This window comes from Oceanisphaera submarina (assembly GCF_046521305.1).
In the GTDB taxonomy this organism is placed as follows: domain Bacteria; phylum Pseudomonadota; class Gammaproteobacteria; order Enterobacterales; family Aeromonadaceae; genus Oceanimonas; species Oceanimonas submarina.
Genome location: NZ_JBKGFN010000007.1, coordinates 18,111 through 32,019, shown reverse-complemented (window position 1 = coordinate 32,019; position 13,909 = coordinate 18,111). Strand labels below are relative to the sequence as shown.

Below are 13,909 nucleotides of genomic sequence, written 5' to 3'. Positions count from 1 at the left end.
AATGGTTACAGCCTCCCGGCTGGGTACGCATGAGGCGCATATTCAGGTGTCTTTCACGTCAAGGGGGGAGCCCTAAGGTCGCGAATAAAACGGAAAACCAGGGGTATTCAGGGTGTGCCCTCCGATCCCGGAAAGCACGAAAAACGGAGTTATTATCACACTTTAACTACAACCTTAGCAAGACGCCTTTTTTGCAGCCAAAGGACACAGGCTGGTGTTAGAATAACGGCCATGAAACAAGAACAACACAGCGTGCGGCTGCTCACCATAGAGGCTGAGCATGAAGGGCAGCGCATCGACAATTATTTACGGACTCAGCTTAAAGGCGTTCCCAAAAGCCTGATTTATCGAATTTTACGCAAAGGCGAGGTAAGGGTTAACAAAAAACGCATCAAACCGGAATATAAACTGCTGGTCGGTGATGTGATCCGGGTGCCGCCGGTGCGAGTGGCAGAGCGTGAAAATACGCTGCCCTCGGCCAAGCTGAACCAGGTACAGTCGCTCGACACGGCCATCCTCTATGAAGATGATGCACTCATCGTACTGAACAAGCCTTCGGGCATAGCGGTACATGGCGGTAGCGGCCTGAGTTTTGGTGTGATTGAAGGCTTGCGGGCGTTACGCCCCGAGGCGCGTTTTCTGGAGCTGGTGCACCGGCTGGACCGGGACACCTCCGGCATTCTGCTGGTGGCCAAGAAGCGCAGCATGTTGCGTAGCCTGCACGAGCAGCTGCGTGAAAAAACCATGGACAAGCATTATCTGGCACTGGTACGAGGCCAGTGGCAGCCGCACCAGAAGGTGGTGAAGGCGCCGTTGAAAAAGAACGAGCTGGCATCGGGCGAGCGAGTGGTGCGGGTAGATAAGGAAGGTAAGCCGTCGGAAACCCGGTTTCGCATCATCCAGAAATTCACCGGGGCCACCCTGGTGGAATGTAGCCCGGTCACCGGTCGAACCCACCAAATCCGGGTCCATACTCTGCATGCGGGCCATCCGATTGCCGGCGACAACAAGTACGGCGACCAGTTGTTTGATGATAAAATGACTGGAATGGGGTTGAAGCGACTGTTTTTGCATGCCTGCCGCATTCGTTTTTTCCACCCGGGACGTGAAGAGAGCATGGTACTGGAAGCTCCCCTTGAGCCGGCGCTGAAAAAACTGCTGACCCGGATGGCGCAATCATGAAGTATCAGCTGGTTATCTTCGACTGGGACGGCACCCTGATGGACTCGGTGGCGCGTATTGTGTCCAGTATGCAGGCGGCGGCTCTGGATTGTGCCCTGACCGTGCCCACGGCGGCGGCGGTGCGCAATATTATCGGGCTCAGCCTGCACAAGGCCTTTCCGCTGTTGTTCGGGTCGTTGACGGCCACCGATGAAACGGCGATGTTTGCGGCGTACCGTCGTCATTATCTCGAGCTGGACGAGACGCCGTCCCCCTTGTTTGCGGGTGCGGCGGACACCATCAAGGGGTTGCATGATGCCGGTTATCGGCTGGCGGTGGCCACCGGCAAACAGCGGGTAGGGTTGGACCGGGTACTGGCAGAAACCGGACTCGGGGCGTATTTTCACGCCCTGCGTGGGGCGGATCAGGCCCAGTCCAAGCCTCACCCCTTGATGCTGGAGCAAATTCTGGACGAGCTGAAGCTCAGTCCGGCCGAGGCGGTGATGGTCGGGGATTCGAGCTACGATCTGGCGATGGCCGAAGCCATAGGTATGGATCGCATCGGCGTGACCTATGGTGTACACGACGGCATTAAGTTATGCCAACATGCTCCACTGGCCCTGATCGATGATATCCGCCAGCTTCCCGGCTGGCTTTGAAAAGCCGTGAGGGGTGAAGCGGAAAGCCCCCTGTTTGTCACTCCCGCCTTCGCGGGAGTGACAATGGTTAAATAACCGTGTTTTCCTCACCCTGAACATCAAAGCACATCTACTCCAAAACGGCTCAGTAGCTCCACCAGGGCGATGAGCGGTAATCCTACCAGGCTGTTGGGATCCCGCCCCTCCATGCGTTCGAACAGGCTGATGCCGAGCCCTTCGCATTTGAAGGCGCCGGCACAGTCCAGGGCGGGCTCCCGATCCAGATAACGGTCAACCTGTGCCTCGCTCAAGGGGCGGAATATCACCGAAAACGGCTCTACCGTCGAATGCAGGCGATCGCTTGCCGCATCGAGTACCGCCAGGCCGGTATAGAAGGTGATGCATTGCCCGCTGGCAGCCAGTAGCTGTGCCCTGGCCCGTGTCCGGGTACCGGGTTTGCCCAGAATCTGCCCTTGATTGACACACACCTGATCCGAACCGATGATGAGTCCATGAGGGTACAGGCCCACCACGGCACGGGCCTTTTGCTCGGCCAGCCGCTGCGCCAGGGCGATGGCCGGTTCGTCGGGGCGGGGCGTTTCGTCGATGTTTGGGCTACAGCTTTTAAAGTCCAATCCCAGCTTGTGCAGCAGTTGCTGGCGGTAGGGAGAAGAGGAGGCGAGGATGATTCTGGCCATTGGGTACCTGAGTCTGTTTAAACAAAAGAAATAAGAGCGTCGTCATTGTAGTCGTAGCAGGAAGTGCCGTCACGGCCTGAGACTCGGGTGCTTGCCGGTTATTCTTCTACAGACTGCTTTTCTCTTTGACTCCGGTGACCTGTCACTATAATATGCGCGCCTTATGGAAAAGGTAAAGTTGCCCATTAAGGTTGATCCCGCTCGCTGCGCGCAAAGTCGTCTTGAATATCAAGGCGTGTTTGGCGCAGTTCTGATGCCCAGACTGCAGGATTCAACCCAAGGTATCCATGGTGATATCGACGTGTCTCTGAAATTTGGTACAGATGCCCAGGGGCTGCGCGTGATGTCGGGCCAGGCCCGAGTTCAGGTGTCGCTCCAGTGCCAAAGATGTAATGAGCTGTTTGATACCACTATAGAATCCGAATTTACATACACGCCGCTACGTGCAAACGCAGAGGCGCCGGAGTTGCCGGAAGACTACGACACTATTGAAGTGGATGACATTGGCGAAATCAACCTGGCTGAAATCATCGAGGATGAACTCATTCTCGGTTTACCGCAGATACCGACTCATGAAAATGAGCAGTGCTCCGAAGGTAAATTTGATCAAAGCTTTGGTGAGATCCCTACCGCCGAAGAGCGTCCGAATCCTTTTGCTGTTCTGGAAGAATTAAAACGTAAGTAACTGATTTAGGAGTGAGGTCAAATGGCCGTACAAAAAAGTAAAGTATCTCGTTCTCGTCGTGGTCAGCGTCGCTCACACGATGCATTGAGCACTGCTTCACTGTCTGTGGATCAAACCACCGGTGAACTGCATCGCCGTCACCATGTGACTGCCGACGGTTTCTACCGTGGTAAAAAGGTAATCGCCAAGTAAGGCTTGCCTTTTGCCGCAGCTGACCGTTGCGTTAGATATGATGGGGGGCGATCATGGCCCTTCTGTTACAGTGCCTGCCGCCGCGCAGGCACTGTCGCTTCTGCCTGATCTCAATCTGGTTTTGTTTGGCCTTGAGGCCGACTTTTCTTCCTGGTTACGCCGCTTTCAACTGGATACTCATCCCCGGGTGGAAGTGCGGTTTTGCAGCCAGCAGGTGGAAAATGGACATAAAGCCGCTTATGCCCTGCGTCATCTGACCGACTCCTCTATGCGCAACGCGCTTGATGCCCTGGCATCAGGGCGGGCACATGCCTGTGTCAGCGCCGGTAATACCGGTGCCCTGATGGCGATGGCGATGAAAACGCTCAATACCTTGCCCGGTGTGGACAGACCCGCCCTGATCACCCGGATGCCACAGGCCGGCGGCGGCTATGCGCTGCTGCTGGACGTGGGGGCCAACCTCTGCTGCGGAGCCGGACAACTGGTGCAGTTTGCCCTGATGGGAGAGCAGGCGGCACGACATACCCTGGGTATCAGCCAGCCCCGTATCGGCCTGCTGAATGTCGGTGTAGAAGCCAACAAGGGCAACGAGTCGGTTCGCGAGGCGGCGCAGCGTTTGCAGCAGGTAGAAGGGGTGCACTATGCCGGTTATGTGGAAGGGGATGAGCTGTTTTCTGGTCGCGTCGATGTTATCGTATGCGATGGTTTTGTCGGCAACGTCGCCTTGAAAACCAGCGAAGGGGTAGCGCGGCTGTTACTCGGCCAGCGGCAACAGCGCGGTTTTTTAAGCAAAATATTGACTTTTTGGTTAAAAAAGCGGCTTTCCCATCTGAACCCCGACCAGTATAACGGCGCGAGTCTGATAGGATTGCGCGCCAGTGTGGTCAAGAGCCACGGGAGTGCCGGCTCACCTGCCTTCTTAAATGCGATCTTGCAGGCCGTTTCCGAAATTGAACATGACCTGCCCGCGAGTATCGCGCATCGTTTTGATACTGCCCTACGGGACAGTCACGCAAGATAACGCCTATGAACAGTAGAATATTGGGAACTGGCAGCTACCTGCCAGAAGCGGTACGTACCAATGCCGACCTGGAACAAATGGTAGAAACCAGCAATGACTGGATCGTCGAACGTACCGGAATCCGGGAACGTCGCATCGCCGGGGTGGAAGAAACCGTCGCCACCATGTCTTATGGCGCCGCCTTGCGCGCCCTGGAAGCCGCCGGCATCGGCGCGCACCAGCTGGACATGATAGTACTGGCCACCACCAGCGGCGATAATGCCTTTCCGGCCGCCGCCTGTGAAGTGCAGGCCATGCTGGAGGTGCCTGGCATTCCGGCGTTCGATATCGCCGCCGCCTGCGCCGGTTTCAGCTACGCCCTGAGCGTGGCCGACCAGTTTATCCGCAACGGCCAGGCCCGCCACGTATTGGTGATTGGGGCCGATGCCCTGTCGCGCATGTGCGAGCCGGGTGACAGATCCACTATTATCCTCTTCGGCGATGGTGCCGGTGCCGTGGTACTGGGCGCAAGCGAAGAGCCGGGTATTCTGTCTACGCATCTGCATGCGGACGGCCGTTACGGGGAACTGCTCAAGCTGCCCCAGCGTCAGCGCGGCGTAAGCGGCAGCGAGATGGATGCCTACATGAGCATGAAGGGGAACGAAGTCTTCAAGGTTGCGGTGTCGCGCCTGAGTGAAATCGTGACCCAGACCCTGGCAGCCAACGGGATAGACAAGTCCGAGCTGGACTGGCTGGTACCGCATCAGGCAAATTATCGTATTATCAATGCCACCGCCCGAAAGCTGAATATGCCGATTGAGCGGGTGATCCTCACACTGGACAAGCATGGTAATACCTCAGCGGCCAGCGTGCCCATCGCCCTCGACGAGGGCGTACGAGATGGCCGCATTCAGCGGGGCCATCTGGTACTGCTTGAGGCCTTCGGTGGCGGTTTCGCCTGGGGCTCGGCCCTGGTGCGCTTCTAACGACCGGCTTGTTTTTAAAAACGGATTCGTTTTCAAAGAAGGACAGACAATGACATTTGCCATTACCTTTCCCGGACAGGGATCTCAGGCGGTGGGCATGCTTGCGGGTGTGCTGGCCGAGCATGATATCGTGAAGCAGACCTTTGCCGAGGCATCCGACGCCCTGGGTTACGATGTGGCCGAGCTGGTACTGAATGGTCCGGCCGAAGAGCTGAACAAGACCTGGCGTACCCAGCCTGCCTTGCTGACCGCCTCGGTCGCCCTGTGGCGCCTGTGGCAACAGCAGGGCGGTGCCCAGCCTGCCGTGATGGCCGGCCACAGCCTGGGCGAATACTCGGCGCTGGTTTGTGCCGGTGTACTGAGCCTGACCGACGGTGTCAAGCTGGTCGAATTACGAGGTCAGCTGATGCAGGAAGCCGTGCCCGAAGGCACCGGCGCCATGTCCGCCATCATCGGCCTGGACAACGACACTATTATCGCCAACTGCGCCAAGGCGGAAGAGGGCGAAGTGGTGTCGGCGGTGAATTTCAATTCACCCGGCCAGGTGGTGATCGCCGGTAATAAGGCGGCGGTAGAGCGGGCCAATGTGCTGATGAAGGAAAGCGGCGCCAAACGTGCCCTTCCGCTGCCGGTCAGCGTGCCTTCACACTGTGCGCTGATGCGAACTGCCGCCGAGCAGCTGGAGCAGACTCTGGCCGAGATGACGTTCAACGAGCCGGAAGTACCGGTGATCAACAACGTGGACGTCAAGATGGAAACCTCGGCGGCCGCTATCAAGGACGCCCTGGTGCGCCAGTTGTACAGTCCGGTACGCTGGACCGAAACCGTGGAAGCCATGGTCGGGCAGGGTGTGACCCTGGCGCTGGAAATGGGCCCGGGCAAGGTATTGTCCGGTCTGGCCAAGCGTATCGACAAGCGGGTTGAAGGTCTGGCGGTGAACGACGACGCCGCCCTGCAGCAGGCACTGGCCGCCGTACCGGCTTAACTATACAACGCAGAATTGATAAGGGATGGCAGAGTGACAGCTAAGCCGACCGTGGCATGCCAGGGACGGCACGTCCGAGCCCCAGGGATGGGGTTATGGCGTGTCGGCGTGCTTCACTCTGCCAGCCCTTTGCACAATCGAAGGAGTCATTATGAGTTTTTCCGGTAAAGTGGTATTGGTCACCGGCGCCAGCCGGGGTATCGGCCGGGCAACCGCCGAGCTGTTCGCCAGCCGTGGCGCGACCGTTATCGGTACCGCCACCAGTGAGAAGGGTGCCGAGGCGATCAGCGCTTATCTGGGCGACAAGGGCGCGGGTCTGGTGCTGAACGTGACCGATGTCGAGTCCATGAATCAGTTGATTGATACCATCAAACAGCGTTATGGCGACATCGATGTGCTGGTCAACAATGCCGGCATCACGCGCGATAACCTGATGATGCGGATGAAAGACGACGAGTGGCAGGATATTCTGGATACCAATCTGACCTCGGTATTCCGCCTGTCCAAGGCGGTGCTGCGCGCCATGATGAAGAAACGTCAAGGCCGTATCGTGACCATCGGCTCCGTCGTGGGCACCATGGGTAATGCCGGTCAGGCCAACTATGCGGCTGCCAAGGCCGGACTCATCGGTTTTAGCAAGTCACTGGGTCGTGAAGTGGCGTCGCGTGGCATTACCGTCAATGTGGTGGCGCCCGGATTTATCGAAACCGACATGACGCGCACATTGAATGAAGAGCAAAGGGCCGCTATCTTGTCACAAGTTCCGACACAACGTTTGGGCGACCCGAAAGAAATTGCCTCTGCCGTGGCCTTCTTGGCTTCGGATGAGGCCGGTTATATCACAGGTGAAACGCTGCACGTAAATGGCGGCATGTACATGGTGTGATGAAAATCTCCGCAGTTAGAGGCTGTTTGACGAAAATTGCGACATATTAAGCAGTTTTTCTGGTTTGACCAGACTCAAATAGTCTTGCAAACTACGGTTAATTTAATACACTACCGCAACGACACGCACTTGCGTATTTCTAAAGGATAATACTGGTCATGAGCAACATCGAAGAACGCGTAAAGAAAATCATCATCGAGCAACTGGGTGTTAAAGAAGAAGAAGTTAAATCTGAAGCCTCTTTCGTTGATGATCTGGGCGCCGACTCCCTGGACACCGTTGAGCTGGTAATGGCTCTGGAAGAAGAATTCGACACCGAAATTCCTGATGAAGAAGCTGAAAAAATCACTACCGTTAAAGCGGCAGTTGATTACATCAACGCTAACCAGGAATAATAAACCTGTACCGAAGTGGCCGTCGCCACTTCGGTTCTTTCCCCGTTTTAACCCCCATTCGGAGACGCACCTGTGTCCAAACGCAGAGTCGTGGTGACTGGCCTCGGTATGCTCTCTCCTGTCGGTAACTCGGTCGATGCCAGCTGGCAGGCCCTGTTGGCAGGCCAAAGCGGCATCAGCAACATCGAGCACTTTGATACTACCGATTACAGCACCAAATTCGCAGGCCTGGTCAAGGACTTCGATCCCGAAGCTCATGGTATCGCCAAGAAAGAAGCCCGTAAGATGGATTTGTTTATCCAGTACGGCGTGGCGGCCGGTTTGCAGGCCATGGCCGATTCTGGCCTTGATATCACCGAAGCAAACGCCGATCGCGTTGGTGTATCCATTGGCTCCGGAATCGGTGGTCTGGGTCTTATCGAGCAGAACCATACCAACCTGATGGCCAGTGGTCCTCGCAAGCTCAGCCCATTTTTTGTACCGTCTACCATCATCAACATGGTGTCCGGTCATTTGTCGATCATGAAAGGCCTTCGTGGCCCCAATATTGCGGCGACCACCGCCTGTACCACAGGTACTCACAGCATTGGCCTGGCCGCACGCATGATTGCCTACGGTGACGCCGATGCCATGCTGGCGGGCGGCACCGAGAAAGCCTCTACCACCATGGGTATGGGTGGCTTTGCCGCGGCCCGGGCTCTTTCTACCCGCAACGACGAACCGCAAAAAGCGAGTCGTCCCTGGGACAAAGAGCGCGACGGTTTCGTGCTGGGTGATGGTGCCGGCGTCATGATGCTGGAAGAGTATGAGCACGCCAAGGCGCGTGGCGCTACCATCTATGCCGAGCTGGTTGGTTTTGGCATGAGTGGCGACGCCCATCACATGACGGCACCGCCCGCCGACGGTAGCGGCGCTGCCAAGGCGATGGCCAATGCCATCAAGGATGCGGATATCGCCCCCGAGCTTATCGGTTATGTCAACGCGCACGGTACTTCCACCCCTCTGGGTGATGTGGCCGAGCTGCGTGGCATGAAAATGGTATTTGGCGAGCATGCCAATCAGTTGATGATCAGCTCGACCAAATCGATGACCGGTCACCTGCTGGGTGCTGCCGGTGCAGTGGAAGCCATTTTCAGCGTGCTGGCGTTGCGTGATCAGATTGCGCCCCCCACCATCAATCTGGATAACCCGGATGACGAGTGCGATCTGGATCTGGTGCCTCACCAGGCCAAGAAAGGTCAATTCGAGTATGCCCTGTCCAATTCTTTCGGTTTTGGCGGCACCAATGGCTCATTGATTTTCAAACGCATATAATGGCCTTTTGGCCAATCGCGAGCCCGGCCTTAGCGCCGGGCTTTTTTATTGGGTGATCATGCAGACTATTTTCACAGACTCCATTATTGCAGACACGGATCCTCTGTTGGCCCTGAGCCGGGCCTGGCAACTGGGCGATGCGCATTTCAGTACCCTGCACGCCAGGGCAGGCCGGCTATTCCACTGGCACTATCATCAGGCTCGATTGATGGCGGCCTGTACCCGACTACAGATGCCGATGCCGGACTGGAACGCGCTGTATGCAGCGGCGTTGGCGGCGACGAATGACGGCGATCAGGTGTTGCGCATCACCCTGGTTCGTGGTCCCGGCGCTCGTGGCTACGGTATCGCCGGCTGTGGCGAGACGATTGTGATGCTGAACCGCTCGCCTTTTCCTGCGCATTATTATCGATGGCGGCAGCAGGGTATCGGCATCGGCGTCTGTGCCGGCCGCCTTGGACAGAGCCCCTTGCTGGCGGGCCTGAAAACGGTGAATCGGCTGGAGCAGGTGATGCTCAAAGCCGAGCTGGAGGCGAAGGGCTGGCCGGAGGCGGTGGTGCTCGATGCCGGTGGCAGGGTGATGGAGGCGGTGACTGCCAACCTGTTCTGGCGCGAAGGCGAACGGATGTATACACCGGATTTGTCGATGGGCGGCGTTTGCGGTACCTTGCGCGCCTGGTGTCTGGATCATCTGGGGGAACGACTGACGCTGGCTGATGCCAGCTTGTCCCGGCTGCTGACGGCCGACGAAGTCTGGCTGACCAATGCCCTGATGGGCGTAGTGCCGGTCACGGCGATTGGCGAACGACATTTTTCATCCGACTTTATCATGGTGAAGGAATTACAGCAGGCTTATGAAGAAACTGAGTAAATGGCTGATGCGCTTGTCGCTGACAGTGGCGCTGGGACTGGGTGGGTTAGGTCTGTATGGATACCAGCAATGGCAACAACTGGAGCGGATGACGATCGCCTCCACCGATGAACCCTTGTTTGTGGTGGCTCGGGGGGAGACCAGTTTCAGGCTGATCAATCGCCTGAGTGCGAAGCCGGTACCCGAGTTGTATCGTCGGCTGTGGTTGCGATTTCATCCCGAGCTGGCGGCGGTGCGCCAGGGCACCTATAAATTCGAGCCGGGTACCCGACTGCGCGATGCGCTGATGACCATAGTAAACGGCGATGTTTACCGGCTGCAGATCACCCTGGTGGAAGGACTGCGTTTGAGCGACTGGCTGCAACGTCTGGCGGGGGCGGAATACCTGGAGGTAAAACTGACCGATGTGGACGACGGCGAACTCGCCGAACGGTTGGGGGTGGAGCAGAACAAGCTGGAAGGCCTGTTATTGCCCGAAACCTACAGCTATACCCCGGGTGATACCGATATTTCCATACTGCAGCGGGCCCATGACGAGATGGAGCGTTTTCTGGCTGACGCCTGGGCCGAGCGGGAACCCGGCCTGCCCATCGAGACGCCTTATGAGGCGCTGATCCTCGCCTCCATTATCGAAAAAGAAACCGGCATTGCCGAAGAACGACCGCTGATTGCCTCTGTCTTTATCAATCGGCTGCGGCGGGGCATGCGATTGCAGACCGATCCTACCGTCATCTATGGCATCGGAGAAGATTATGACGGTAACATCCGCAAGCGGGATCTGCAGACCCATACGCCTTATAACACCTACATGATTGATGGCCTGCCGCCGACGCCCATCGCCATGCCGAGCAAGGAAGCCATCATGGCTACCCTGCAACCGGAGCACAGCAAATACTATTATTTTGTGGCCATGGGCGAGGGACGACATTATTTTTCCAAGACACTGCGCGAACACAATAACGCGGTTCGTCGTTATATTCTGAAAAGGTAACACATGAGCCAGTTTATCGTGATTGAAGGACTCGAGGGGGCCGGCAAGAGTACGGTGCAGCGCCATGTGGTGGCCTGGCTCGAATCCCGTGGACTGTCGGTGATGAGTACCCGTGAGCCGGGCGGCACGCCGCTGGCCGAAAAGATGCGCACCCTGGTGAAAGAGGTACACGAAGAGCCGCTGACCATGGAGGCCGAGCTGCTGCTGATGTATGCGGCCCGGGTTCAACTGGTCAAAAACCGTATTCAGCCGGCATTGGCGGCCGGCACCTGGGTGGTGGGAGACCGGCATGACTGGTCTTCCCAGGCCTATCAGGGCGGCGGCCGGGGCATCGATGCCCGGCTGATCACGCAGATAAAGCAGGCGGTGTTGGGCGACTTTGCACCCGACCTTATTTTGTATCTGGACATCAATCCGGCTCAGGGGCTGGATCGGGCTCGGGTGAGGGGCGAACTCGATCGCATCGAGCAGGAGCAGCTCGGCTTTTTTGAACGAACCCGGTCCCGTTACCTGGTGCTGGCACAGGATAGTCCCCGTTGCGAGCTGATTGATGCCAGCCGCAATGAAGCAGACGTAAAAGCTGCGGTATTGGCCTGTCTGGAGCGCCGCCTGTGTATCCCTGGCTAAGCGGGCAAGAGCAGCAGTTGACTGCCTTGATACGCCAGCAACAGCTGGGCCATGCGCTCTTGCTGAAAGGGGTGGAGGGCATCGGCAAGCGGGCGTTGGCGGCAGCATTGGCGCAGGCTTTATTATGCCAACATACAAATGTTGCAGATAACAAACAAGGTGTCGCCTGCATACATTGCCATTCCTGTCAGCTGATTAAGGCCGGTAATCATCCGGATCTGCATGTGATCGGCGGCCAGCAGCAGCGCAGCATAGGAGTGGATGCCATCCGTCAGCTGACTCAGGTATTGAGTGAAAGTGCTCGCCTGGGCCACGGCAAGGTCGCTATCATCGAGCAGGCGGACAAGATGACCGAAGCCGCCGCCAATGCGCTGCTGAAAACCCTGGAAGAGCCGGCGGGGGAAGCGACGCTCTTGCTGACCAGCGCTCATCCCGAACGGTTGCTGCCGACCATTCGCAGTCGCTGCCAACAGTGGCTGTTACCGGTACCCGAATCTGATGTGGTCTTGCGCTGGTTGTCCGGGCTGGGGCTGGAGTCAAATCTGGCGGCTCTGAATGTCAACCAGGGCTCGCCGCTCGGTACCCGAGATTATCTTGCCGCCGGTACCGACAAGCGTCGCCGGGAACTGTTACAGCAGTTTGGCCAACTGGCCCAACTGCCGCAGACACTGACCTCGGTACAGAGCGGCCTGCTGGAGCAGCCGGTGCATCTGCTCTGGCTGCAGCTGTTGCTGCAGGATGCGCTGCAGCTGGCACTGGGATTATCCTCGACCGGTTTACGCCTGGCTGACAGCGAGGACCTGTGCCGAGCCTTGAGCCAGCGTGGCCCCGAGAAGCTCAGACAGGCGCTTACCAGCTTGCTGCAATTGCGTCAGATCCTGCAACCCGGTGCCGGCAGACCGGTGAATGCCGGTCTGCAACTGGGCCAGTGGCTCAACGACTGGCTGATTAACATAAGCTGAGGGGCTTCCCCTTCACACCTCACGATCGATTCAAAGGAGACGGTTTTGCTGGTTGACTCCCATTGCCATCTGGACAAGCTCGAATACGGAAAAAAACATCGCGACATGGCCGACGCCGTTCGCAAGGCCGCCAACCGCGGCGTCGATCACATGCTGTGCATCAGCGTCGGGCTGTCATCCTTTCCTGACATGCTGGCGGCGATAACGCCTTTTCCCCAGGTATTTGCCTCTTGTGGCGTGCACCCCTTGCACCATGACGATGAACCCAGCGATCCGGCCTTGTTGTTGCAACTGGCGGCACACCCCAGGGTGGTGGCCATTGGCGAGACCGGGCTCGACTATTTCTATGCTCCGGAATCCGCCGAGTTGCAGCGTCGTTCGTTCGAGCAACATGTGGCCGTGGCGGTGGCCCTGAACAAGCCGTTGGTGATCCACACCCGACATGCCCAGGAAGATACCCTGGATATTCTGCGTCGGGGCGGGGCCGACAAGGTGGGTGGCGTGCTGCACTGCTTTACCGAATCGCTGGAAATGGCGGAAGCGGCCATCGAGCTGGGTTTTTATATCTCGATTTCCGGTATCGTCACCTTCCGTAGCGCCGAAGCGTTGCGCGAGGTAGTCAAGGCGCTGCCGCTGGAGCGATTGCTGGTGGAAACCGACTCACCCTGGCTGGCACCGGTGCCGTTTCGTGGCGAAGAAAACGAACCCGCCTATACCCGTACCGTGGCGGAGTTTATCGCCGATCTGAAAGGTGTGCCGGTGGAGCGGGTAGCCGAACAGACCACCGCCAACTTCTTCGAGTTGTTCAAGCTGGCCAAGCCAGTCAGCAGTTGATCGCGAGATGAAGGGTGAGAACAGCGCCGAGCATCAAGTGCCAGGCTCAAGATAAACACCCAAGGCCAAGTATTGGCATACCGGGCCTGCCCCGGTATGCCTTTGCAAATAGCATCAAAACAAAAGCTCGGCGCCGTGTTTCATCTTTAACGCCTCTCCCCTGACTCCTCGCATCGTTTTCCCGTTTCCTTTCTATCTGCCTGTCCTCTATAGTAACTCTAGTTTCAATTGTGTCTTTTTCGGGAGGTGATACCTTGCTTGCCTGGCATTGGTGGTTGATTGCCGCCTTGTTGTTATTGTTACTGGAATTACTGGGCACCGGTTTCTTCGCCTTTGCATTCGGGTTGGCGGCGCTGGCTGCCATGGTCGTCGCCTGGCTGGATGTCGGCATCACCTGGCAGTGGTTTACCTTTGCCCTGGCGGCGGCGCTGTTGGCGCCGCTGCTCAAGCGATTATTTCGCCGCTTTGCACCGTCGCAGCGAACCAGTTTTCTGGCCGGAGAGAGCCGCCAGCAGCAGGGAGAAATAGTACAGCTGACTTCCGGTGAGTTGCGCCTCAAGCTGGAGGGGGACTTGTTTCCGGTTCGAAGTGTCTCGGACGCTCCGTTAACGGTCGGCGATCGGGTTCAGATCCGCCGCTTCGATGGCATTACCGCCATCATAGATTAAGAGGGAACCTCAATGG

Annotated in this window: 17 protein-coding genes; 16 read left to right on the top strand and 1 reads right to left on the bottom strand. The window is 57.5% G+C overall.

Annotation, left to right across the window (positions count from 1 at the left end):
- The first annotated feature begins 231 nt into the window (after positions 1–231).
- Both rluC and ACLEIV_RS08530 read left to right on the top strand, forming a co-directional pair.
- On the top strand, positions 232–1,182 hold the full coding sequence (rluC, locus tag ACLEIV_RS08535) for a 23S rRNA pseudouridine(955/2504/2580) synthase RluC (protein WP_410456229.1): 951 nt from the start codon (positions 232–234) through the stop codon (positions 1,180–1,182).
- On the top strand, positions 1,179–1,820 hold the full coding sequence (locus ACLEIV_RS08530) for an HAD family hydrolase (RefSeq protein ID WP_410456228.1): 642 nt from the start codon (positions 1,179–1,181) through the stop codon (positions 1,818–1,820). The genes rluC and ACLEIV_RS08530 overlap by 4 nt, the downstream gene beginning before the upstream one ends.
- Before the next feature lie 98 nt (positions 1,821–1,918).
- Here the strand turns inward: ACLEIV_RS08530 and ACLEIV_RS08525 are convergent, their stop codons facing one another.
- The gene (locus ACLEIV_RS08525) at positions 1,919–2,497 is read right to left on the bottom strand and encodes a Maf family protein (protein WP_410456227.1); all 579 of its coding nucleotides are present in this window, start codon (positions 2,495–2,497) and stop codon (positions 1,919–1,921) included.
- Positions 2,498–2,660: 163 nt separating this feature from the next.
- Here ACLEIV_RS08525 and yceD point away from each other — a divergent pair, with 163 nt between their 5' ends.
- From yceD to ACLEIV_RS08455, 14 genes are all read left to right on the top strand, one after another.
- The gene (gene yceD, locus ACLEIV_RS08520; protein WP_410456226.1) at positions 2,661–3,182 is read left to right on the top strand and encodes a 23S rRNA accumulation protein YceD; all 522 of its coding nucleotides are present in this window, start codon (positions 2,661–2,663) and stop codon (positions 3,180–3,182) included.
- 21 nt (positions 3,183–3,203) lie between these two features.
- A complete protein-coding gene (gene rpmF / locus ACLEIV_RS08515) occupies positions 3,204–3,374 on the top strand; it encodes a 50S ribosomal protein L32 (RefSeq protein WP_410456225.1) in 171 nt (56 codons plus the stop codon).
- Positions 3,375–3,384: 10 nt separating this feature from the next.
- Complete coding sequence (plsX, locus tag ACLEIV_RS08510; RefSeq protein WP_410456224.1) at positions 3,385–4,395, top strand: phosphate acyltransferase PlsX; 1,011 nt, start codon at positions 3,385–3,387, stop codon at positions 4,393–4,395.
- Positions 4,396–4,400: 5 nt separating this feature from the next.
- Positions 4,401–5,360 carry a beta-ketoacyl-ACP synthase III gene (locus ACLEIV_RS08505; protein ID WP_410456223.1) on the top strand — a complete coding sequence of 320 codons (960 nt, stop codon included), beginning with the start codon at positions 4,401–4,403 and terminating at the stop codon, positions 5,358–5,360.
- Positions 5,361–5,409: 49 nt separating this feature from the next.
- Positions 5,410–6,345 carry an ACP S-malonyltransferase gene (gene fabD / locus ACLEIV_RS08500; protein WP_410456222.1) on the top strand — a complete coding sequence of 312 codons (936 nt, stop codon included), beginning with the start codon at positions 5,410–5,412 and terminating at the stop codon, positions 6,343–6,345.
- Positions 6,346–6,496: 151 nt separating this feature from the next.
- The gene (gene fabG, locus ACLEIV_RS08495; RefSeq protein ID WP_410456221.1) at positions 6,497–7,231 is read left to right on the top strand and encodes a 3-oxoacyl-ACP reductase FabG; all 735 of its coding nucleotides are present in this window, start codon (positions 6,497–6,499) and stop codon (positions 7,229–7,231) included.
- A 158-nt stretch (positions 7,232–7,389) separates the two neighbouring features.
- Positions 7,390–7,626, top strand: a complete 237-nt coding sequence (acpP, locus tag ACLEIV_RS08490; RefSeq protein WP_086963052.1) for an acyl carrier protein — start codon at positions 7,390–7,392, stop codon at positions 7,624–7,626.
- A 72-nt stretch (positions 7,627–7,698) separates the two neighbouring features.
- Entirely contained in the window at positions 7,699–8,940 is a 1,242-nt protein-coding gene (fabF, locus tag ACLEIV_RS08485; protein WP_410456220.1) for a beta-ketoacyl-ACP synthase II, read from the top strand.
- A gap of 58 nt (positions 8,941–8,998) precedes the next feature.
- Positions 8,999–9,811: an aminodeoxychorismate lyase gene (gene pabC / locus ACLEIV_RS08480; RefSeq protein ID WP_410456219.1), complete on the top strand. Its 813-nt coding sequence runs from the start codon at positions 8,999–9,001 to the stop codon at positions 9,809–9,811.
- Positions 9,795–10,802 (top strand): endolytic transglycosylase MltG, encoded by a 1,008-nt coding sequence (gene mltG, locus ACLEIV_RS08475; RefSeq protein WP_410456218.1) that lies wholly within the window; start codon positions 9,795–9,797, stop codon positions 10,800–10,802. The genes pabC and mltG overlap by 17 nt, the downstream gene beginning before the upstream one ends.
- A gap of 3 nt (positions 10,803–10,805) precedes the next feature.
- Positions 10,806–11,429 (top strand): dTMP kinase, encoded by a 624-nt coding sequence (gene tmk, locus ACLEIV_RS08470; protein WP_410456217.1) that lies wholly within the window; start codon positions 10,806–10,808, stop codon positions 11,427–11,429.
- On the top strand, positions 11,414–12,391 hold the full coding sequence (holB, locus tag ACLEIV_RS08465; protein WP_410456216.1) for a DNA polymerase III subunit delta': 978 nt from the start codon (positions 11,414–11,416) through the stop codon (positions 12,389–12,391). The genes tmk and holB overlap by 16 nt, the downstream gene beginning before the upstream one ends.
- A 45-nt stretch (positions 12,392–12,436) precedes the next feature.
- On the top strand, positions 12,437–13,225 hold the full coding sequence (locus tag ACLEIV_RS08460) for a TatD family hydrolase (protein WP_410456215.1): 789 nt from the start codon (positions 12,437–12,439) through the stop codon (positions 13,223–13,225).
- Positions 13,226–13,479: 254 nt separating this feature from the next.
- The gene (locus ACLEIV_RS08455; RefSeq protein WP_410456214.1) at positions 13,480–13,893 is read left to right on the top strand and encodes an NfeD family protein; all 414 of its coding nucleotides are present in this window, start codon (positions 13,480–13,482) and stop codon (positions 13,891–13,893) included.
- Positions 13,894–13,909: the final 16 nt, after the last annotated feature.